Annotated in this window: 21 protein-coding genes; 9 read left to right on the forward strand and 12 right to left on the reverse strand. The window is 54.2% G+C overall.

The window, feature by feature from the left end; genetic code table 11:
* The first annotated feature begins 2 nt into the window (after positions 1–2).
* From pqiB to rmf, 3 genes are all read left to right on the forward strand, one after another.
* Positions 3–1,643 carry an intermembrane transport protein PqiB gene (pqiB, locus tag AC2FAK_RS13200; protein WP_013097263.1) on the forward strand — a complete coding sequence of 547 codons (1,641 nt, stop codon included), beginning with the start codon at positions 3–5 and terminating at the stop codon, positions 1,641–1,643.
* The gene (gene pqiC / locus AC2FAK_RS13205; protein ID WP_013097262.1) at positions 1,640–2,206 is read left to right on the forward strand and encodes a membrane integrity-associated transporter subunit PqiC; all 567 of its coding nucleotides are present in this window, start codon (positions 1,640–1,642) and stop codon (positions 2,204–2,206) included. The genes pqiB and pqiC overlap by 4 nt, the downstream gene beginning before the upstream one ends.
* A gap of 255 nt (positions 2,207–2,461) precedes the next feature.
* Positions 2,462–2,629 (forward strand): ribosome modulation factor, encoded by a 168-nt coding sequence (gene rmf, locus AC2FAK_RS13210; RefSeq protein ID WP_013097261.1) that lies wholly within the window; start codon positions 2,462–2,464, stop codon positions 2,627–2,629.
* A gap of 72 nt (positions 2,630–2,701) precedes the next feature.
* Here the strand turns inward: rmf and fabA are convergent, their stop codons facing one another.
* Positions 2,702–3,220: a bifunctional 3-hydroxydecanoyl-ACP dehydratase/trans-2-decenoyl-ACP isomerase gene (fabA, locus tag AC2FAK_RS13215; RefSeq protein WP_000227926.1), complete on the reverse strand. Its 519-nt coding sequence runs from the start codon at positions 3,218–3,220 to the stop codon at positions 2,702–2,704.
* Between the two features lie 68 nt (positions 3,221–3,288).
* Positions 3,289–5,049, reverse strand: coding sequence for an AAA family ATPase (locus AC2FAK_RS13220; protein WP_095455500.1), 1,761 nt, complete (start codon positions 5,047–5,049; stop codon positions 3,289–3,291).
* A 186-nt stretch (positions 5,050–5,235) separates the two neighbouring features.
* Between AC2FAK_RS13220 and matP the strand changes: the two genes are divergently transcribed.
* Positions 5,236–5,688 (forward strand): macrodomain Ter protein MatP, encoded by a 453-nt coding sequence (matP, locus tag AC2FAK_RS13225; RefSeq protein WP_013097258.1) that lies wholly within the window; start codon positions 5,236–5,238, stop codon positions 5,686–5,688.
* 64 nt (positions 5,689–5,752) lie between these two features.
* Here matP and ompA read toward each other — a convergent pair whose 3' ends face one another.
* On the reverse strand, positions 5,753–6,805 hold the full coding sequence (gene ompA, locus AC2FAK_RS13230; RefSeq protein WP_118283100.1) for a porin OmpA: 1,053 nt from the start codon (positions 6,803–6,805) through the stop codon (positions 5,753–5,755).
* Positions 6,806–7,159: 354 nt separating this feature from the next.
* Positions 7,160–7,669 (reverse strand): SOS-induced cell division inhibitor SulA, encoded by a 510-nt coding sequence (gene sulA, locus AC2FAK_RS13235; protein WP_095455501.1) that lies wholly within the window; start codon positions 7,667–7,669, stop codon positions 7,160–7,162.
* A 217-nt stretch (positions 7,670–7,886) separates the two neighbouring features.
* Between sulA and AC2FAK_RS13240 the strand changes: the two genes are divergently transcribed.
* Complete coding sequence (locus AC2FAK_RS13240) at positions 7,887–8,513, forward strand: TfoX/Sxy family DNA transformation protein (protein WP_013097255.1); 627 nt, start codon at positions 7,887–7,889, stop codon at positions 8,511–8,513.
* Here AC2FAK_RS13240 and yccS read toward each other — a convergent pair.
* Together yccS and AC2FAK_RS13250 are read right to left on the reverse strand one after the other, a co-directional pair.
* Positions 8,470–10,632 (reverse strand): YccS family putative transporter, encoded by a 2,163-nt coding sequence (yccS, locus tag AC2FAK_RS13245; protein ID WP_014831317.1) that lies wholly within the window; start codon positions 10,630–10,632, stop codon positions 8,470–8,472. The two genes, AC2FAK_RS13240 and yccS, sit on opposite strands and share 44 nt — an antisense overlap.
* Before the next feature lie 19 nt (positions 10,633–10,651).
* A complete protein-coding gene (locus AC2FAK_RS13250; protein ID WP_014831318.1) occupies positions 10,652–11,098 on the reverse strand; it encodes a YccF domain-containing protein in 447 nt (148 codons plus the stop codon).
* Positions 11,099–11,220: 122 nt separating this feature from the next.
* Here AC2FAK_RS13250 and helD point away from each other — a divergent pair, with 122 nt between their 5' ends.
* Complete coding sequence (helD, locus tag AC2FAK_RS13255) at positions 11,221–13,275, forward strand: DNA helicase IV (RefSeq protein ID WP_046888174.1); 2,055 nt, start codon at positions 11,221–11,223, stop codon at positions 13,273–13,275.
* A gap of 83 nt (positions 13,276–13,358) precedes the next feature.
* Here the strand turns inward: helD and mgsA are convergent, their stop codons facing one another.
* Both mgsA and csgI read right to left on the reverse strand, forming a co-directional pair.
* A complete protein-coding gene (gene mgsA / locus AC2FAK_RS13260) occupies positions 13,359–13,817 on the reverse strand; it encodes a methylglyoxal synthase (protein ID WP_095455525.1) in 459 nt (152 codons plus the stop codon).
* 80 nt (positions 13,818–13,897) lie between these two features.
* Positions 13,898–14,560 (reverse strand): curli synthesis inhibitor, encoded by a 663-nt coding sequence (csgI, locus tag AC2FAK_RS13265; RefSeq protein ID WP_095455502.1) that lies wholly within the window; start codon positions 14,558–14,560, stop codon positions 13,898–13,900.
* A gap of 172 nt (positions 14,561–14,732) precedes the next feature.
* On the opposite strand from csgI, the gene AC2FAK_RS13270 reads away from it, so the two are divergent.
* Positions 14,733–15,149 (forward strand): CoA-binding protein, encoded by a 417-nt coding sequence (locus tag AC2FAK_RS13270; protein WP_020689684.1) that lies wholly within the window; start codon positions 14,733–14,735, stop codon positions 15,147–15,149.
* A 33-nt stretch (positions 15,150–15,182) separates the two neighbouring features.
* Here AC2FAK_RS13270 and hspQ read toward each other — a convergent pair whose 3' ends face one another.
* Both hspQ and rlmI read right to left on the reverse strand, forming a co-directional pair.
* Positions 15,183–15,500 (reverse strand): heat shock protein HspQ, encoded by a 318-nt coding sequence (gene hspQ / locus AC2FAK_RS13275; RefSeq protein ID WP_013097248.1) that lies wholly within the window; start codon positions 15,498–15,500, stop codon positions 15,183–15,185.
* 60 nt (positions 15,501–15,560) lie between these two features.
* A complete protein-coding gene (rlmI, locus tag AC2FAK_RS13280) occupies positions 15,561–16,751 on the reverse strand; it encodes a 23S rRNA (cytosine(1962)-C(5))-methyltransferase RlmI (protein WP_095455503.1) in 1,191 nt (396 codons plus the stop codon).
* Positions 16,752–16,843: 92 nt separating this feature from the next.
* Here rlmI and yccX point away from each other — a divergent pair, with 92 nt between their 5' ends.
* The gene (gene yccX, locus AC2FAK_RS13285) at positions 16,844–17,125 is read left to right on the forward strand and encodes an acylphosphatase (protein ID WP_013097246.1); all 282 of its coding nucleotides are present in this window, start codon (positions 16,844–16,846) and stop codon (positions 17,123–17,125) included.
* On the opposite strand, the gene tusE is transcribed toward yccX, so the two are convergent.
* Complete coding sequence (gene tusE, locus AC2FAK_RS13290; protein ID WP_013097245.1) at positions 17,122–17,451, reverse strand: sulfurtransferase TusE; 330 nt, start codon at positions 17,449–17,451, stop codon at positions 17,122–17,124. The two genes, yccX and tusE, sit on opposite strands and share 4 nt — an antisense overlap.
* An 87-nt stretch (positions 17,452–17,538) precedes the next feature.
* Positions 17,539–18,198: an FtsH protease modulator YccA gene (gene yccA, locus AC2FAK_RS13295; RefSeq protein WP_013097244.1), complete on the reverse strand. Its 660-nt coding sequence runs from the start codon at positions 18,196–18,198 to the stop codon at positions 17,539–17,541.
* A gap of 269 nt (positions 18,199–18,467) precedes the next feature.
* Between yccA and AC2FAK_RS13300 the strand changes: the two genes are divergently transcribed.
* Entirely contained in the window at positions 18,468–20,096 is a 1,629-nt protein-coding gene (locus AC2FAK_RS13300) for an ABC transporter substrate-binding protein (protein WP_095455504.1), read from the forward strand.
* The last annotated feature ends 6 nt before the right edge of the window (positions 20,097–20,102 follow it).

Genomic DNA, 20,102 nt, shown 5'->3' on the forward strand with positions numbered 1-20,102 from the left:
GCATGGAAAATAAGAGTGGAGAGGCGAAAGTGCAGAAGGTCAAAAACTGGTCACCGGTGTGGATTTTTCCCATCGTGACGGCGCTGATCGGTGCATGGATCCTGTTTTATCATTACAGCCATCAGGGACCGGAAGTGACGCTCATCACCACCAATGCCGAGGGGATTGAGGGCGGTAAAACGACCATCAAAAGCCGCAGCGTGGATGTAGGGGTGGTTGAAAGCGCCACCCTGACGGATGATTTAACGCACGTAGAAATTAAAGCGCGGTTAAATGCCGGGATGGAAAAGCTGCTTCACGGTGATTCCGTTTTTTGGGTGGTTAAACCGCAGGTCGGTCGGGAAGGGATCAGTGGTTTAGGCACGCTGCTCTCGGGCGCGTATATTGAGCTACAGCCGGGGGCAAAAGGGGCGCAGCCAGCCCAGTATCAGCTTTTAGACTCTCCACCGCTAGCCCCGCCTGATGCAAAAGGGATCCGCGTGATTCTCGACAGTAAAAAAGCGGGCCAGCTCTCACCTGGCGATCCGGTGTTGTTCCGCGGCTATCGTGTTGGCTCAGTCGAGACCAGCACCTTTGATCCGCAAAAACGGACCATCAGCTATCAGCTGTTCATCAATGCGCCAAACGATCGTCTGGTGACCAGCAACGTACGCTTCTGGAAAGACAGCGGGATCGCGGTCGATCTCACCTCAGCAGGTATGCGCGTTGAAATGGGGTCGCTGACCACCCTGTTTGGCGGCGGCGTCAGCTTTGACGTGCCGGAAGGACTGGATCTGGGGCAGCCGGTGGCCGAGAAAACGGCCTTCAGGCTCTTTGACGATCAAAGAAGCATTCAGGACGCGCTCTATACCGATCACATTGATTACCTGATGTTCTTTAAAGATTCCGTCCGCGGCCTGCAGCCGGGTGCGCCCGTTGAGTTCCGCGGTATTCGTCTGGGTACGGTCGGACAGGTGCCGTTCTTTGTGCCGGGACTTCAGCAAGTACTTGATGATGACTATCGTATTCCGGTGCTGATCCGCATTGAGCCAGAGCGTCTGGTTAACCAGATTGGCGAGAATCAGGATATCGGCGCGCATATTACCGATTTGATGAACCGTGGCCTGCGCGGCTCGCTGAAGACCGGCAACCTGGTGACTGGTGCGCTGTATGTGGATATGGATTTCTATCCAAAAGCTCCGCCGATTACCGGTATCCGTGAATTTGGCGGCTACAAGATCATTCCAACGGTGAGCAGCGGTCTGGCTCAAATCCAGCAGCGTCTGATGGAAACACTGGATAAGATCAACAATCTGCCACTGAATCCGATGATTGAAGCGGCGACAGGCTCGTTGCATCAGAGCCAGGAGACGATGCAGCGTCTGCAAACCACGCTGGATAACATCAATAAGCTCACGGCAAGCCAGAGCATGCAGCAGTTGCCGCAGGATATGCAGAAAACGCTGCGTGAACTGAACCGTAGCATGCAGGGCTTCCAGCCTGGTTCGGCGGCCTACAACAAGATGGTGGCAGATATGCAGCGTCTTGATCAGGTCTTGCGTGAACTGCAGCCCGTACTGAAAACGCTCAATGAGAAGAGCAACGCGCTGGTGTTTGAAGCAAAAGATAAAAAGGATCCTGAGCCGAAGAGGGCGAAACAATGAAAAAATGGCTAGCGATTGTAGGTGCGATGGTGCTCACGGCCTGTAGCTCAGGGAGTGAAACGAAAAGCTACTATCAGCTGCCGCTGATGGCGCAGGTGGGTACGCAGAGCACCGCCTCACAGGGCAACCGTCTGCTGTGGGTTGAGCAAGTGGCTGTGCCAGATTATCTGGCCGGCAACGGGGTGGTTTACCAGACCAGCGATGTGCAGTATGTGATTGCCAATAATAACCTGTGGGCCAGCCCGCTGGATCAACAGTTGCGCAATACGCTGGTGGCGAATCTCAGCAGCCAGCTTCCGGGCTGGGTTGTCGCCTCCCAGCCTCTTGGAAGCGACCAGGACACGCTGAACGTGACGGTAACGGGCTTTCATGGTCGTTATGACGGTGCTGTTGTCATCAGCGGAGAATGGCTGCTTAACCATCAGGGACAGCTGATTAAGCGTCCGTTCCATCTGGAGCTCAAGCAGCAAAAAGATGGCTATGATGAAATGGTGAAAGTGCTTGCCCAGGGGTGGGCACAGGAATCGGCCAACATCGCGAGAGAAATCTCCCGGCTGCCATAAGTAAAATTCATCATCAAAAACCGCAATCGGTGTGCCACTGATTGCGGTTTTTTTTCGTTTTCACGTCAGACCGTTACTTGTCCCGGGTCACAATTTTTGTACAAATGATCTTCTGGCTAGCTCACAAATATGACATCCGTATGAATTTTGAACGTTGACGCTACGACTAATTCGGGGTATTCGTTATCTGTGCCTGCACGCATTGTGCAGTCACTGTTTTCTTTCCACCAGACAAAAGAATGAGGGAAACGAGGCATGAAGAGACAGAAACGAGATCGCCTGGAACGGGCTCATCAACGTGGTTATCAGGCCGGCATCGCTGGACGATCTAAAGAAATGTGTCCTTATCAGACGATTAATCAAAGGTCACAATGGCTGGGAGGCTGGCGAGAAGCCATCGGCGACAGGGCACTCATTGCCTGATAACGTCTCTTTAAAAACAGAAACCTCCGCACTGCGGAGGTTTCGCCTTTCTGGAGCCGCGAAAAGCAGCGATTAGAAAGCAGAAGTGTCCTGGAACAGACCCACTTTCAGATCGTTGGCGGTATAGATCAGACGACCGTCTACCAGCACTTCGCCATCCGCCAGGCCCATAATCAGGCGGCGGTTAACAATGCGCTTGAAGTGAATACGGTAGGTCACTTTCTTCGCCGTTGGCAGAACCTGACCTGTGAATTTCACTTCACCCACGCCCAGCGCACGACCTTTACCTTCGCCGCCAAGCCAGCCCAGATAGAAGCCAACCAGCTGCCACATAGCGTCCAGACCCAGGCAGCCAGGCATTACCGGATCGCCAATGAAGTGGCAACCGAAGAACCACAGGTCAGGATTGATATCGAGTTCTGCTTCTACGTAACCCTTATCGAAGTTGCCGCCGGTTTCGGTCATTTTCACGACACGGTCCATCATCAGCATGTTCGGGGCCGGTAACTGTGGGCCTTTCGCACCAAACAGTTCACCGCGACCAGAGGCAAGAAGATCTTCTTTTGTATAGGATTCGCGTTTATCTACCATGTTCTCAGTAAGCCTTATTTTAGTGAAGGACGCAGGATAGCTAACACGTGTACGCTGAACAAGTCCGATCAGTTCGGACTAAACCAACCCAACCAGCGTAACGGCCACGGATAACGATGACGAGCATCTTGCTGTGTCGCCTGGGCAATGCGCTCCTGGATAGTCTGCATCAGGGTCGTTTGCCCCTCCCCATCCCATACCAGGTTTGTCAGTAAGGGTAGTGCATCCTCAATCCCTTCGATGGCCCAGAGGGTGAATTGTTCCTGCTCCACCGCATCCAGAAGTGCCTGACTGAGGCTCAAATGGCGTGCGTTGGGAGCCGGAATAATCACCCCTTGTTTGCCGTTTAACCCGCGTTGCTGACAAATAGAGAAGAAGCCCTCAATCTTTTCATTCAGACCACCTACAGGCTGGGCGCGACCAAATTGATCGACTGAACCGGTAATGGCGATATTTTGATTGATGGGGACGTCCGCCAGGGCGCTGATTAAGGCACACAGCTCGGCCATAGAGGCGCTATCACCATCCACTTCGCTGTAGGATTGCTCAAACGTCAGCGAGGCAGAGAAGGGGATTTGTTGCTCAAGCTGCAGCTCTGACATCAGGAAAGCCTGCATGATCATCATGCCTTTGGCGTGGATGTTTCCGCCAAGCTCAGCTTTGCGTTCAATGTCGGTAAACTCGCCGTCGCCAATGTGGACGACGCAGCTGATGCGTGAAGGCTCGCCAAACGCACGCGGATGTCCGGGAAATTCAATCACCGACAGGGCATTGATCTGTCCGATGCGCTCGCCTTCGGTCTCGACCAGAATCTGCTCCAGCAGAATTTCATCCTGCATACGATCGGCCAGATAGCCTTCCCGCCACTCTCGCTGGGCAAGCATCTGAGCGAGTTGTTCCCCGGTAAAGACGCCGTTCCCGCTGATAACGCCCACTTCACGCAGCTGTTTGCTGATCCAGAGCGGACAAAGCGGCAGCGTCTCCTGGTCACCGGTATAACGAACCGCTTCGCGGATAAGTCCAGGCCACGCGTCAGCAGCAGGCGTCGGCAGGGTAAAACGGGCTGCAATGGCCATCACCCACTGGCACCACTGAGCCATGTCATCGGCATCAGCAATCTGGATGTTGTCTTCGTACTCGCTGTACACCGCCTGTGCCGCCAGCTCTGGCTCCATTTCCTGGAAATCAGCCAGCGGTTCACGGTCACCCGTCAGTACCACGGTCAACGACAGCGGCATGGAGGGGACAGAGACCGGCAGAGGACGAGACTCGTCGTAGCCGACCCAGTCAAAGCGTTGCTGACTGACGATTGTCTTCAGACGCATCCACAACAGCGGCTGGGAGAGCAAAGTACGCAGGGAAATGATCAGTACGCCACCATTCGCGCGGTGTACCAGCCCAGGCTGCAGCGATATCTCACCATTGAACTGGCGAAGGCAACCAAAGAGTTGTTCAGCCTCGACCCAGTTAGCGGTAACCACTTCGCCCTTAGCCGCAAAACGGCCATCAGCCTGTTCTGCGGGTTCGAAAGTGACATCATGTCCAGAAATACGATACTGGCCGCCGAAAACAACATTTGCTTCCGGTCGTAGCTGGCGCATGGCATCACCCAGAAGCGTCAAATACTCGGCTTCTTCCGGGGCTTTGAGCAGCATGAAGGGTGATGTCGCCCATGGGCTTAACACCTGCTCCAGCGCGTAATGCAAACGCGGTTGTGTATCGCTAAGTATGAATTCGTGTTCTTGTGCGAGGTCTGGCTGTGCAAACAATTCCTGGTAACTTTCGGTATCCGGAACAAGGTCACGCCATGCAAGTTTCGTAATGGTCAAAGTTGATGTTTTTTAGTCAGATGTAAAAGCGTGGAGTATACCGTAAGCGGGGGGCTGTACCCAAGCAGGATTGGGGTTTTCGGGAAGCGAATCGCCTGCAATGCTTCACAGGATATGATTTCTTTTCAGCAGATTGCTAAAAAACTGATATTCTGAACAGAGTTACGTGGTAACACTGAGATCGCAATGAAATATCAACAACTGGAAAATCTCGAAAGCGGCTGGAAATGGAAGTACCTGGTCAAAAAGCACCGAGAAGGGGAGCTGATTACCTGCTACATCGAAGCCAGCGCCGCACAAGAGGCCGTGGATATTTTGCTGACCCTCGAAAATGAACCGGTACAGGTGAATGGCTGGATTGAGAAACATATCAATCCGGCACTGTTAAACCGGATGAAGCAAACTATCCGCGCGCGACGTAAACGGCATTTTAATGCTGAGCACCAGCACACCCGCAAAAAATCCATCGACCTGGAATTTATGGTCTGGCAGCGTCTGGCAGGGCTTGCGCAACGGCGGGGAAAAACGTTGTCAGAAACGGTGGTGCAGTTGATTGAAGATGCCGAGCATAAAGAGAAATACGCCAACCAGATGTCCACGCTGAAGAACGATCTTCAGGCGCTGCTGGGCAAAAAATAACGTTTTCAGTTACTTCAGATAATAAAAAACCCCGCATTGCGGGGTTTTTTTATAAGACGATAACTTAAGCCGCTGGCTGAGTTACAACGTCTTTAACGCCTTTAACTTCGATCTCTACGCGACGATCTGGTGCCAGGCAGTCGATCAGAGCAGCGCGAGCTTTAACGTTGTCACAGGTGTTGCCAGTAACTGGGTTAGATTCGCCCATACCACGTGGGGAGATCTTGTTAGCTGGGATACCTTTAGAGATCAGGTAATCAACAACAGACTGAGCACGTTTCTCAGACAGTTTCTGGTTGTAAGCGTCAGAACCGATACGGTCGGTGAAGCCCAGAACCACGACAGAACCGTCTTTAGGATCCAGGTTGCTCAGCTGGGTGTACAGCTGATCCAGTGCCTGCTGACCTTCTGGTTTCAGGGTCGCTTTGTTGAAGTTGAACAGAACGTCAGACTTCAGAGTGAAGTGCTTGGTCTGTACTTCTGGAGCTGGAGCCGGTGCTGGAGCTACGACTGGCGCATCTTCCTGCTGGCCGAAACGGTAGGAAACACCTACGCTCAGCATGCCGTTGTCTGGACGAACACCAACGGTAGCACCGTCACCGATGTTGTTAACCCACTGGTATTCCAGACGGGTAGCGATGTCACGGGTCATAGCCCACTCAACGCCACCAGCGAATACTGGGGAAACACCGGTGTCATGGTCGTCGCCAGCGATGCTGTTGCTGGAGTCAGCGCGCCATACCATGCCGCCCAGACGGGTGTACACGTCCAGATCGTCAGTTACTGGGTAACCCAGTTTAGCGGTCAGCTGTACGCCCTGAGCTTTGAAAGCGCCATTTACGTTGTCGCCTTTGTATGGCATACGACCTAACCAGTCGTAACCCATTTCAAAACCAACATACGGGTTAACCTGATAGCCACCGAACGCACCTGCACCAAGCTGGCTCTCGTGAGTAGGGCCATCATTGTTCAGGCTGCTGTTGTACCAGCCGGTGTCGTGGAACTGAGACCAGCCCAGTTTACCACCTGCATACCAGGTATTATCTTTCGGAGCGGCCTGCGCTACGGTAGCGAAGCCAGCCAGTGCCACTGCAATCGCGATAGCTGTCTTTTTCATTTTTTGCGCCTCGTTATCATCCAAAATTCGCCATGAAAATCTCAATCGAGAATCACGGTTAAATCCTTCACCGGGGGGCGTGGTCAAATATAAATCTACCGATATCTTCGGCTTAGGCCGAGCACCCCTGGCGATGTAAAGTCTACAACGTAGCTGAAAACTTACAAGTGTGAAGTCCGTCAGGCATATGAAAAAAAAAGTTCCGTATACCGATTATTTAACAATTTCTGAACGAAATTTGTGCAATAAAATTAAGAAGAACCGCACCAGACAAGCCTTGCCGCCGTTTTGGACCATGGAACTAAAAGCGCATCTTGAGGTCGAAAAAAATTCCAGGAAAACTCTTAAATTTGCTCAGTGATACAAATTTGAGTGAATTTTTAGCCCAGAAAGTTGTCCTCTGCGGTAAGAATCCTGGCGAACCGGGCGCATGATAAAGCCGATCGCATTGCCTTCTTCTGCCGCTTCGGTGAGACGAAAATGTTCCTGCTCCGTCAATTCGTCTGATAACCATCCAATCACCACGCTGTAATTTCCTGTACGTAATGCCCGGATCATCGACTCAACCGTATCGCAGGGAGAGAGCTGATTAATTTGCATGACTTTCGTCAGCGGCAGGCCTGCAGACTGAACCCATTCCCGGCTCAGTTTCTGCTGCGGCGTTAGCCAGAGCTGCCAGCGCGATTGCTGACCAAGCTGCTGCAAGAGCGGCAGTAACAGAAGTTGGGTCAACAGGGGCTGGTCTTCACGATAAACCACTTCACTGATAAGCCCTGTCGAAACACGCCCGACGGCGTTCTGTGCGACATCGCCAGCGGGAGAAGAGAAAGATGTTGAGCGATTTGCATAGCCTGAAGTGTACATAATCATTCCAGCCCTGTAGTTACTGTATGAATATACAGTAACCCCTGTATGCATAAAGATCAACCTCAATTTCGGAAAGCGACTCGCAAAATTCATTCATTCCTGGCGAACCTGAAAAAATCATCTTGCTCATCGGCAATAAGTTGCCTATTTTCCTGTTAACGGATCCGTTAGTAAGAAATGTCGTCGTTAATATCTGATTTTTAATGGAAATATCATGAAAAAGATATCTTATGAACGGATTTATAAATCCCAGGAATACCTCTCTCCATTAGGAGAAATTCATCATCGTGCGCTTTTTGGTGGCTATACCCTGGCCGTCGATGAAGCGGTGTTTGCCATGGTGTCAGACGGTGAGCTTTACCTTCGCGCCTGTGAGGAAAGTGCAAAGTACTGTGTCAAAAACGGATCCTCCTTTTTGACCTTAATGAAACGCGGCCGTCCGATCCTGCTTAACTACTATCGTGTGGATGACGGACTCTGGCAGGACCGGGAGCGGTTGCTTCAGCTTTCCTCTTACGCGCTTAATGCCGCGCGTAAAGAGCGCATACAGCGCTACCAGCGAAATCGGCTTAAGGATCTGCCCAACCTGACTTTTCAGCTGGAAGTCCTGCTCTGTGAAGCCGGGATTACCAACGAAGATACCCTCCGGTCGCTGGGAGCCAGAACGAGCTGGCTAAAGCTGCGGGCAAAAAATAAAGCGCTCAGTATTAAAGTACTGTTTGCCCTGGAAGGGGCTATTGAGGGCCTGCATGAAGCGGCACTCCCGGCGGAGATTCGCCGGGAGCTGACGGAGTGGTTTAATGCGCTGCCTGAGCCACAGGAGAATCGCTCCTCCAGGTAGCAATTTGCTGTTGCAGTCGGCAAATTTCTGGCAGCAGAGCGATAAGCAGACCAATCTGCTGGAGAACCAGCGGCGCTTTGCTGTCGTTTCCTGGGTCAAGATGCGCAATCCGTTGAGCCAGTTCATCCAGTGCCTGCTGGACACGCGGTTGATCGGCTGGGCGGTGGTGTAGCGCATCATCGACATAGCAGACAGCATCATCCAGCAAGGCAAGGATACCCGGGTTTGTCAGTTTTTCGCGGTGGGCACCGAGCGTAGAGATATAGCTGGTGAAGGTATGGTTCAGGCACAGCAGGCGGAAAGCCGTTTCACGAATTTCTGCCGTGGCGCGCGGCTCCGTTGACATATTAGAGACTACGGAAGCCAGTTCAGCATCGCTGTTATGCGCATCGCGTCGGGCAATGCGGTAAGCCAGACGGTTATCGCGTCCCTGGTGGTACTGTTCAAGAATGGCATCCAGATAGCGGCAGTTGGCATTCATCGCCCTGTCCAGGACGCGCGGCAAATTACGAAAACGCCAGTCGGGCCAGATAAAACTCACTGCCGCCCAGGCGATGGCACAGCCGAGCAGCGTATCGATCACGCGGGGCAGGGCAACTTCAAACCCTTCACCCAACAGGTTAAAGCAGAGTAGCACCAGCAGGGTGATGAACATCGTCGCGTGGGCGTACTGCACGTTACGAAAGGCGAAGAACAGCACCCCGGTGATCACGATCAGGATCAGCTGGCCCTCCACCGAGGGCACAAAATAGAGCACCGGTAGCCCGATTGCGACCCCCACCAGCGTGCCAATAATGCGCAGCGCCAGGCGGTGTCGGGTGGCGTTATAGTTCGGCTGGCAGACGAACAGGCTGGTCAGCAGGATCCAGTATCCGTGGTGTAAACCGGTGATCTGAATAAAGGCGTAGCCCACGCACAGCACCAGCGACATGCGTACCGCATGGCGAAACAGGGCAGATTCCGGCGTAAAGTTGCGGCTTAGCCGGAGCCACATATCGCTGAAACTGTGCACGCTGTCATCCGCAAGCTGGCTGTCCGCCTCATTACCCGGCAGCGCCATTGCCTGCTCAGATTCAATGGTTGCCAGCTGAGCATCAATTGCCCGCAGGTTGTTGAGCAAAAATCCCAACGCTTTTATATGCTCCGGCGATGTACCGCTGGCTCGCACGCGGTCAATGGCCGCATCGAGATGGCTGAAAACGCGCTCAAAGCGCGGATCGTGTTGATAGGGCGTGCGCAGCAGAATGGAGCGTGCCAGCTGCTGGCACGCCTGGGACTGCATGGACAGCAGGCGCTGGAAGCGGAACATGACGTCGCTGTAGCGAAACTTCTCACGCAGGGCGGCATACTGCACATGCGACGAGCTGGCGCGTTCATGAATATCCTGGGCGGCAAAGTAATAGTGCAGCGTTCTGCGTGTCCCTCGCTGGCCCCGGTCGCCCCGCAGGCGAGTGAGCAGCGAGGCTTTGGTCTGGTTAAGCGTGGCGACCAACTGGCCGTTTGCCAGTGCCAGGTCGTAGAGCGGCGCCTGGCTCTCCTCTTCGATATCCGGGTCGAACAACCGGGATTTTAGCTCAAGGTAGTGGGCCAACTGCTCGTAGCTGCGGGCAAGATTATCCTGCAGAGGGCGTACCGGGAAGATCAGATGACCGGTTAACGTCAGCAGGTTATACCAGATGGCCCCCAGCAACAGCAGAACAGGTTGCTGGTACCATTGGTCGTAAAGGGAAACGCCCAGCATGGTGTAGATGGCAATCAGCAGGGCGCCAAACGCGATGGTGGCATAGCGCTGTCCCAGCCCACCCAACAAAATAAACCCGCTGGTGGAAAGCGTAAGGCCTAAAGCGAACAGCCACGGCCACGGGAACAGCAACTCCACGGACGCGGAGGCAATAAAAAAGCAGACGAGGGTAATAACCAGATTACGCAGACGCCCGGCAAGGCGATCGTCCAGATCCGCCAGCGCCCCCGCAACCACCCCCAGCGTGAGCGGAATGGTGAGCTTGACATCGTTCAGCCACCACGGCAGGGCAACCGTGCCGCAAAGTGCGATAAAAATCCTGACGTTATAGAGCCAGGAGCTGTTCCAGGTGTAACGGCGAAGCAGTGGGCTTAGCATAGACGCGGCCAGTCCTTAATCACTGAAAACGACGACGTGCATTCGCTTCACGCGCCGCCTGGGCCACTTCGACCGGAACAACCCTGCGCCCGACAGGCCACAGAGCGATGGCGGCGATCTTAAAGTTCGCGATCCCCACCGGGATACCGATAATCGTGATGCACTGGGCTATGCCGGCAAAAATATGCATCACACACAGCCACCAGCCGAAGAAAATCAGCCACAGGATGTTCAGCACGGTTCCACCCGTGTTCATCAGTGCGCTTTTGCTCTCCGGGTTCAGTTCGTCGACGTGAACGGCTTCATTCCCGTAAGGGATAAAGGAGAGTTTGGTGATTTCCCAGCAGGAGCGGGTCAGGGGAAGCGTAAAAATCAGGACGATGCTCACCAGAGTGGCAAAAAGCCAGGAAAGGGTGGTGGCAAAACCGCCCAGCACAAAATTCAACACATTCAGAACGGTACGCATAAACCCTCACTTCCTTTCGATAAAATTAACGCCCAATGATTGTAACGTTTTTTTAGGCTGGAGCACCTTAAAACTGGCAGTTAAACTATCAGGCAATTATCTCTTCGTGGATCCGGCTGGATATGGAACTGAAAGCAACTTCAATGGGCAAACGCCTGGCGCAACACCCGTACGACAAGGTTGTCCTCCTCAACGCGGGAGTGAAAGTCTCCGGGGAACGCCACGAATACCTTATTCCGTTCAATCAGCTCCTGGCCATCCACTGCAAGCGCGGGCTGGTATGGGGTGAACTGGAATTTGTGTTGCCTGCCGATAAAGTCGTGCGTCTTCATGGCACGGAGTGGGGCGAAACCCAGCGTTTTCATCATCATCTGAACCAGCTCTGGCAGCAGTGGAGTCACGATATGAGCGTGATTGCCGCGCAAGTCCTGCAGCAGGTGCTGAATGATATTGCGCAGAGTCATGCCCAACAAACGTGGCTGACCCGTCAGCAGACCGCCGGGCTGCAACAAAAGATCAGGCAGGCGCTCACGGCGCTACCGTTACCGGTGACGCGCCTTAATGAATTCGACAATTGTCGTGACGCCTGGCGCCAGTGTCAGGCCTGGCTGAGCGACGCAGACAAGAGCCGGCTGGCGCATAATCAGGCGTGGACTGACGAAATGCTCACCCGCTACGCCGATTTCTTCAGCACAGTGGAGTCTTCACCGCTGAATCCTGCTCAGGCTCGCGCCGTGGTTAACGGCGAACAATCGCTGCTGGTGCTTGCGGGTGCCGGGAGCGGTAAAACGTCCGTGCTGGTTGCGCGGGCGGGGTGGTTGCTGACAACGGGTGAGGCCGTCGCCGATCAGATCCTGCTGCTGGCGTTTGGTCGCAAGGCGGCGCAGGAGATGGACGAACGCATTCAGGAACGGCTACACACCCGGGATATCACCGCGCGAACCTTCCATGCCCTTGCGCTGCACATCATTCAGCAGGGCAGCAAAAAAGTCCCGTCCATCAGTAAACTGGAAAACGACACCCAGGCGCGTCAGGCCCTGTTTATTAAAACGTGGCGCCAGCAGTGCAGCGAGAAAAAAGCACAGGCGAAAGGGTGGCGGCAGTGGCTGGAAGAGGAGCTCAACTGGGAGGTGCCTGAAGGCAGCTTCTGGCAGGATGAAAAGCTGGCGCGTCGGCTCGGCTCGCGTCTTGACCGCTGGGTGAGTCTGATGCGGATGCATGGCGGATCGCAGGCGGAGATGATTGAAAGCGCGCCGGAGTCTGTTCGCGCCCTGTTTTCAAAGCGGGTCAAGCTGATGGCCCCGCTGTTGAAAGCCTGGAAAACGGCGCTGAAGGAGGAAAACGCCGTTGATTTCTCAGGTCTTATCCATCAGGCCATCATCATTCTGGAGAAGGGGCGTTTTGTCAGCCCGTGGAAACATATTCTGGTGGATGAGTTCCAGGATATCTCCCCGCAGCGTGCTGCACTGCTTTCGGCATTACGGGCACAAAATAAACATACCTCTCTGTTTGCCGTCGGGGATGACTGGCAGGCCATCTACCGCTTTAGCGGCGCGCAGCTTTCATTGACCACCGCGTTCCATCACTATTTTGGCGAAGGCGATCGTAGCGATCTGGACACGACTTACCGCTTCAACTCCCGAATTGGTGAAATCGCTAACCGCTTTATCCAGCAGAACCCCCATCAGTTGGCCAAGCCGCTCAACAGTCTGAGAGCGGGAGATAAAAAAGCCGTGACCCTGCTGGCGGATGACCAGCTTGAGCCGCTGCTGGACAAACTCAGCGGTTACGCAAAGCCTGATGAACGTATTCTGGTGCTGGCGCGTTATCACCATCTTAAACCGGCGGCGCTGGAGAAAGCGGCGACTCGCTGGCCGAAGCTGCAGCTTGATTTTATGACCATCCACGCAAGTAAAGGCCAGCAGGCCGACTATGTCATTGTGGTCGGGCTGAAAGAGGGGAGCGATGGATTCCCCGCGCCTGCCCGTGAGTCGGTGATGGAGGAAGCCTTACTGCCGGTACCGGAAGATTTCCCGGACGCCGAAGAGCGGCGATTGCTGTACGTGGCGATCACCCGCGCGCGTCATCGCGTGTGGCTGCTGTTCAACAAAGAGGAGCCGTCAGTGTTTGTCGATATTCTGAAGAGTATTGATGTGCCGGTGGCGCGCAAGCCGTAGCGGGATTGCCGGGTGGCGGCTTCGCCTGACCCGGCCTGCAAAACACGCCGTCCCGTGCAAGCGTAGCGCCGCCGGGCATAACGCTACTTCAGTCTGTCGGAAAGATAACGCTGATAATCGGGGATGAGAATTTCAACCGGCGAGTTGAACTGCGGTGATTCAATGATGAAATCCGCCGTCGACAGGTTTGTCGCCACCGGAATATTCCAGACGGTGGCAAGACGCAGCAGCGCTTTCACGTCCGGGTCATGCGGAACCGCATTCAGCGGATCCCAGAAGAAGATCAGAACATCAATTTTCCCCTCAGAAATCTGTGCGCCCACCTGCTGATCGCCACCCATCGGGCCGCTCAGCATGGCGTTCACCTCCAGACCCGTTTCGCGGTGGATAAGGTTACCGGTGGTGCCCGTCGCCGAGAGGGCGTGCTTTTCCAGCAAGGACTGATGGCGGCGAACCCAGTTAAGCAGCATTTGTTTACAGTGATCGTGCGCAACCAGCGCAATGTGCTTGCGTGCCGGTAATGTGCGTGTTGTCAGTTCCATAATCATATCCATCAGGTTAACTGGCTACACGATGACGGGAACCGCCTGATGCTGCAAGAGAAAGGCGAAAAAAATGTGGCTTACGACGAAGGTTGTTGCTTCACCCACTGTAAAAAGCGGGCTCGCGTGTCGGGATCGGCCTGCTGAAACCAAAATTTCAGGCGTTGTTCTGTCAGCGTCTGGGATTGAGGGGGGATCACATCCAGCTCTGAGACGCCGGACAGCAGTGTACTGTCGTCAGCCATCATGGAGGCAAACCGGGGCAGCGAGGCGCGCTTACCCGCTTTGTTATAGGCTTGCGTTGCGGCCTCATAATCTGTGCCCGTCGGTGACGACGTCAGCGCCAGAATATCCAGCTTCACCGGGATCGGGGTGGCATCGCCATCCACCAGTTCCACACGCGGCGAGGCGTCAAACGTCGCCGACTCTTTTTCCGTTTCCAGACGCGGCAACGTAAAGTTCACCTGGCTTACCTGCTGGGTGTTAAAGCTCATAATCAGCGGAGGAGAGAGGTACGTTCGTTGTTCATGATTAGCAAGGCGGATGGTTTTTTCTACCCGGAACACCACCTGATGAGGGCCGTTATCCAGTTCGATGCTGTCGGCACCGCGTAATAACGAACTGGAGACTTTTTTTCCGTCCAGCACCAGCAGGTCAATGTCGGAAGAAAGCCGCAGCGTGGTTGCAAAAACGCAAACCGGCATCACTAACGCAATCACAGCAGTGGCAAGGCCGGCTTTCATAGGGGCTCCTGTTTAACGTACGCTTACCGCGATAATGTATCTAAATTTGTCGATAATCATGTTTACTAACATATAGACATATTCTGGCCTTTTGCTCTCATACATCTGTATGGGATGGATGGTTGAGATGTGCGCTTTGACATACACTTGTTAAAAAGCCAGGAGGAAAAGCATGAAAGAGAATGATATTGCCGAGATTTTGACGTCCACACGCACCATTGCGCTGGTGGGGGCGAGCGATAAACCGGATCGTCCAAGCTATCGGGTAATGAAGTACCTTCTCGATCAGGGCTACCACGTCATCCCTGTGTCACCAAAAGTGGCCGGTAAGACCTTGCTGGGCCAGCCAGGATACGCCACGCTAAACGACGTACCGGAAAAGGTGGATATGGTGGATGTGTTCCGTAATTCCGAGGCTGCATGGGGCGTGGCGCAGGAGGCCATTGCCATCGGTGCGAAAACGCTGTGGATGCAGTTAGGCGTTATTAACGAACAGGCTGCGGTGCTGGCGCGCGAGGCGGGGCTGAAGGTGGTGATGGACCGCTGTCCGGCGATTGAAATCCCCCGGCTGGGGCTGACAAAGTCATAAAAAAAAGCCCGTTATCGGGCTTTTTTTACACGCTTAGTTCCGCAGGCGCGGAGCCTGTAACTGTTTGCGGATAGTCTGAGCCAGTTCATCCATCGTGGGTTGCTCCGGATGCTCATCCTGCAATTCACTGCTTAGCTGCGCCTCAGCAAGATAGGTATGGACGGGTTGTCCATCATCACCTTCCATCACCACATGGTACCAGGGTGCGGCGCGAAGCTCTGCGTTCACCGCCAGCTCATCCGCCGACGGTTCATCAAGGGAATACTCCGGGTCGATATCCACGACCACACCCAAATACCCGAGCAAAGTGTGGCGGACCTGCTGGCCGATACCGAATTTGCTGGCAATCATAGTCACCTCCCGGGAAACACTACTTACACTCTATGTGCGGGCAATATTTCTCTTTTCAAGTTACATGACGCGACAGGCAAACCCTTTCAGATACAGCCCTTCCGGGTAGGTAGCGATCACCGGGTGATCGGCTGCCTGACGGAACTGCTCTATAAATTGTACATCACGACCAGCATCTATTGCGGCATCGGCGATGATTTTCTGAAATAAATCTGTGGTCATCAGTCCAGAGCAGGAGAAGGTGAGCAGCACGCCGCCTGGGTTCAACAGCTGAATGGCCAGCATGTTGATATCTTTATAGCCGCGGCAGGCACCCATCAGCTGGCTTTTGTTCTCCACAAACTTAGGCGGATCCATCACGATAACGTCAAACTTCTCACCCTGATCGCGATATTTACGCAGCAGTTTGAAGACGTCGTCGCGAATGAATTCGGCTTTGCTCAGATCCAGCTTGTTCAGCTCGACGTTCTGTTTTGCCACATCCAGCGCTTCCTGAGACGTATCCACGCTCACCACCTGCGCGCAGCCGCCCATTAAAGCCGATACCGCAAAGCCGCCGGTGTAAGAGAAGCAGTTGAGCACGCGTTTGTCGGCAACGTACTGACGCGTGGCCAGACGGCTGTCACGCTGGTCGAGGTAATAGCCCGTTTTATGACCACCCTGAATATCCACCAGCAGCTTCATGCCGTGTTCTTCGATAGGCAGCAGGGCAGGCGGCAGTTCGCCGGTCACCGGACCCTGGGTCAGTTCCATTCCCTCTTTTTTACGCACAGCCACATCGCTGCGGTCGTAGATGGCGCATTGCTGGAACAGAGACTGCAGGGCGCTGATCAGCGCGGCGCGCTGGTATTCAGCCCCAGCGCTCAGTAACTGCAGGACCAGGAAGTTACCGAAGCGGTCAATGGTCACGCCCGGCAGACCGTCGGACTCTCCGGCAATCAGGCGGTAGCTGTCCAGACCATCGCGTTTGGCCAGCCAGTCGCGCCAATGCTGCGCCTGCTGCAAACGACGCACGAAGAAGTCGATATCGATGGTTTCATCTTTGTCGAAGGTCCAGACGCGCGCGCGGATCTGGGAGGCTGGCGAGTAGGCGCCTCGTGCTAACCATTTCCCCTGATGGTCAAAAATATCAATGGTTTCACCGAGGCTGGCTTTACCTTCCATACGGGCAACCGCGCCGGAAAAGACCCAGGGATGACGGCGCAGTAATGACTTCTCGCGCCCTTTGGCTAACACTAAACGTACACTCATAATTTGCTATTCTGTCGATTCAAGAAAATGGCCGCCATTTTCCCGAGTTCGCCGGGGAAATGCAACGCGCCAGACGGATAAGGAGAAGGAAGATGTCAAAAGTCTGCACTATCGCCTGGGTTCACGGCGTCGTTCAGGGCGTGGGCTTCCGCTACAGCACGCAGCGCGAGGCGGTCCAGCTTGGGCTAACGGGATATGCGCGAAACATGGATGATGGCAGCGTTGAGGTGGTCGCCTGTGGCGAGGCAGAGCAGGTTGAAAAACTGCTGGCGTGGCTGAAAGCGGGTGGGCCGCGCAGTGCCCGGGTTGATAAGGTCTTAACCGAACCGCATCAACCCGGCCGGGAATACATGAACTTCGGTATTCGCTACTAAATGCATTTCACCGGTTTAGGCAGGCCGGCAATTTTGGTGGCCTGTTTGGCCGGGCCTTTCGGGAACAGACGATACAGATAGCGGCTGTTGCCTTTCTCTTCACCGAATTTATTGGCCATGGCTTTAACCAGCATCCGGATAGCCGGAGAGGTATTGAATTCGAGATAGAACTCGCGCACAAAGCGCACCACTTCCCAGTGCTCAGGGGAGAGCGCGATCGCCTCTTTTTCTGCAATCACTTCCGCCAGCGCCTCGCTCCACTGGTGGCTGTCTTTCAGATAACCGTCGTTATCGGTTTCGATCTCTTTACCTTCAAAGCTCAACATAGTTATTCACGCATCAGTCAAAAACCGCCGCAGTGTACCAAAAAACAAAGCCCCGCATAAGCGGGGCTCGGTACACAACACTCTGGCTTAATCCCGGCTGGCGAAGCCCAGGATGCTCAGCAGGCTGACGAAGATGTTGTACAGCGACACATACAGGCTCACGGTGGCGCGGATGTAGTTGGTCTCACCGCCGTGAATGATGTTGCTGGTTTCATACAGGATCGCGCCGGATGACAGCAGGATAAACACCGCGCTAATCGCCAGGTGCAGGGCAGGGAGCTGCAGGAAGATGTTAGCCACCATACCAATCAGCACCACCACGATACCTGCCATCAGCATACCGCCGAGGAAGGACATGTCCTTGCGGGTGGTCAGCACGTAGGCGGAGCAGCAGAAGAACACCAGCGCGGTGCCGCCCAGCGCCATACCGATCACATCACCCATGCCGGCAGACAGGTATGCGTTCAGGATTGGCCCCAGGATATAACCCAGGAAGCCGGTAAAGGCGAACGCGGAAAGAATACCGACCGGTTTGTCAGCGGTTTTGTAGGTCAGGAACATCAGACCGTACATCCCCACCAGCGTCAGGATCAGCCCCGGAGACGGCAGCATCAGCACGGTGCTGGCGGTGGCGGTGATCGCCGAAAACGCCAGCGTCAGGCTGAGCATAAAGTACGTATTGCGCAGCACCTTGTGGGTGCTGAGTAGCGATGTGCGGTCGCGTGAGGAAGTAATTATACGATCCATGAGTCACTCTCTTATGACAGATGTAATTAACGGAAAGAATAGGAAACGGCGCGCCAGTCTCAAAGTGGTTTTACCCATCTTTACTCAGCAGGTTAGCGCCGGAGCTGGTTATTTATTCTGCAGAAAGACGTTTCACCAGTATGAACAGCGGTTTGGCGCAATTAATCAGATCAAGCTCTTATAGGTTACTGAAAAATATTGCCTTATTACCATAAGGCCGCTAAGAGTTATTTCCGGATCGTCACAAAACAGACAATAAGGCGAAGGAAATGAAACCACAAACACGCACTCACTTTACACTCTCTTTACTGGCGGCCGGGATCCTGTGTGCCAGCACGGCATCCTTGGCGGCTAACGTGCCGGCAGGGACGCAGCTGGCCGATAAGCAGGAACTGGTCAGGAATAACGGAAGTGAACCCGCTTCGCTCGACCCGCATAAAGTCGAAAGCGACGTCGAATTCAATATTATCAGCGATTTATTCGACGGGCTGGTCAGTGTCTCCCCGGCGGGTGAAATCCAGCCACGGCTGGCGGAAAAATGGGAGAACAAGGACAACACCGTCTGGACGTTCCATCTGCGTCCGGGCATCACCTGGAGCGACGGTACCGCCATCACCGCGGAAGATATCGTCTGGAGCTGGCAGCGACTGGTTGACCCAAAAACCGCCTCACCGTATGCCAGCTATCCCGGTAGCATGCTTATCGTCAACGGCACTGAAATTGCCGAAGGTAAAAAAGCGCCCGATACGCTGGGCGTGAAAGCAATTAATGACACCACGCTGGAGGTCACGCTTTCGCAACCTAATGCAGCTTTCCTGGCGATGCTGGCACACCCGTCTCTGGTGCCGATAGATAAAGTCCTGGTGGGGCGTTTCGGCGATAAATGGACCAAGCCCGAGCACATCGTCAGCAGCGGTGCCTATAAGCTGTCCTCATGGGTGGTTAACGAACGCATTGTGGCGGAGCGTAACCCGCGCTACTGGGATAATGCCCATACTGTGATCAACAAGGTGACATATCTGCCTATCACCTCCGAGGCGGCTGATGTGAACCGCTATAAAGCGGGAGAAATCGATATTGTCTACACGGTGCCAGTCAACCAGTTTGCCCAGCTTAAGAAAACGCTGGGCAGCCAGCTGGATGTCTCTCCGCAGCTTGCCACCTACTATTACGAATTCAACACCGCCCGTCCGCCGTTCAACGATGCGCGCGTGCGTAAGGCGCTCAATATGGCGCTCGATAAAGACATCATCGCAGATAAAGTGATGGGGCAGGGACAGCGTCCGGCGTGGCTTATCAGCCAGCCGGACATTGGTGGCGTTAAGTTACAGAACCCGGATTACGCCAGCTGGCCGCGGGACAAACGAATTGCCGAGGCGAAAAAACTGCTCGAAGAGGCCGGGTATAATGCCAGCCATCCACTGAGTTTTAATCTGCTGTATAACACCTCTGAAACGCACCAGCGTATCGCGATTGCTGCCAGCTCAATGTGGAAGAAAAATCTCGGCGTCGAGGCGAAGCTGCAGAACCAGGAGTGGAAAACCATGCTCGATACCATGCACACCCATAACTTTGACGCGGTGCGCTACGCCTGGATTGCCGATTACGATGACGCCTCCACATTCCTGAATAACTTCCGTACCGGGGATAGCCAAAACACCACGCAGTACAGCAATCCTGAGTACGATCAAGCGCTGGTGAATGCGGCGAAGTCGAAAACGGCACAAGAGCGCGGTAAGTTTTATCAACAGGCAGAGGATTTGCTGGGGCGTGATGTGCCGGCGATCCCTGTCTATCACTACGTTCGTACGCACCTGGTGAAGCCGTGGGTGGGGGGATTCACGCCGGATAAGCTCGGGTACTACTACACGAAAGATATGTACATCAAAAAACACTAAGACATT

The sequence above is a fragment of the Enterobacter cloacae complex sp. 394F7 genome, from assembly GCF_057320385.1.

Bases quoted from the DNA above. Each gene is read 5' to 3' on its own strand.
- pqiB (WP_013097263.1), top strand. From the start codon at position 3: ATGGAAAATAAGAGTGGAGAGGCGAAAGTGCAGAAGGTCAAAAACTGG.
- pqiC (WP_013097262.1), top strand. From the start codon at position 1,640: ATGAAAAAATGGCTAGCGATTGTAGGTGCGATGGTGCTCACGGCCTGT.
- rmf (WP_013097261.1), top strand. From the start codon at position 2,462: ATGAAGAGACAGAAACGAGATCGCCTGGAACGGGCTCATCAACGTGGT.
- fabA (WP_000227926.1), bottom strand. From the start codon at position 3,220: ATGGTAGATAAACGCGAATCCTATACAAAAGAAGATCTTCTTGCCTCT.
- matP (WP_013097258.1), top strand. From the start codon at position 5,236: ATGAAATATCAACAACTGGAAAATCTCGAAAGCGGCTGGAAATGGAAG.
- ompA (WP_118283100.1), bottom strand. From the start codon at position 6,805: ATGAAAAAGACAGCTATCGCGATTGCAGTGGCACTGGCTGGCTTCGCT.
- sulA (WP_095455501.1), bottom strand. From the start codon at position 7,669: ATGTACACTTCAGGCTATGCAAATCGCTCAACATCTTTCTCTTCTCCC.
- AC2FAK_RS13240 (WP_013097255.1), top strand. From the start codon at position 7,887: ATGAAAAAGATATCTTATGAACGGATTTATAAATCCCAGGAATACCTC.
- yccS (WP_014831317.1), bottom strand. From the start codon at position 10,632: ATGCTAAGCCCACTGCTTCGCCGTTACACCTGGAACAGCTCCTGGCTC.
- AC2FAK_RS13250 (WP_014831318.1), bottom strand. From the start codon at position 11,098: ATGCGTACCGTTCTGAATGTGTTGAATTTTGTGCTGGGCGGTTTTGCC.
- helD (WP_046888174.1), top strand. From the start codon at position 11,221: ATGGAACTGAAAGCAACTTCAATGGGCAAACGCCTGGCGCAACACCCG.
- mgsA (WP_095455525.1), bottom strand. From the start codon at position 13,817: ATGGAACTGACAACACGCACATTACCGGCACGCAAGCACATTGCGCTG.
- csgI (WP_095455502.1), bottom strand. From the start codon at position 14,560: ATGAAAGCCGGCCTTGCCACTGCTGTGATTGCGTTAGTGATGCCGGTT.
- AC2FAK_RS13270 (WP_020689684.1), top strand. From the start codon at position 14,733: ATGAAAGAGAATGATATTGCCGAGATTTTGACGTCCACACGCACCATT.
- hspQ (WP_013097248.1), bottom strand. From the start codon at position 15,500: ATGATTGCCAGCAAATTCGGTATCGGCCAGCAGGTCCGCCACACTTTG.
- rlmI (WP_095455503.1), bottom strand. From the start codon at position 16,751: ATGAGTGTACGTTTAGTGTTAGCCAAAGGGCGCGAGAAGTCATTACTG.
- yccX (WP_013097246.1), top strand. From the start codon at position 16,844: ATGTCAAAAGTCTGCACTATCGCCTGGGTTCACGGCGTCGTTCAGGGC.
- tusE (WP_013097245.1), bottom strand. From the start codon at position 17,451: ATGTTGAGCTTTGAAGGTAAAGAGATCGAAACCGATAACGACGGTTAT.
- yccA (WP_013097244.1), bottom strand. From the start codon at position 18,198: ATGGATCGTATAATTACTTCCTCACGCGACCGCACATCGCTACTCAGC.
- AC2FAK_RS13300 (WP_095455504.1), top strand. From the start codon at position 18,468: ATGAAACCACAAACACGCACTCACTTTACACTCTCTTTACTGGCGGCC.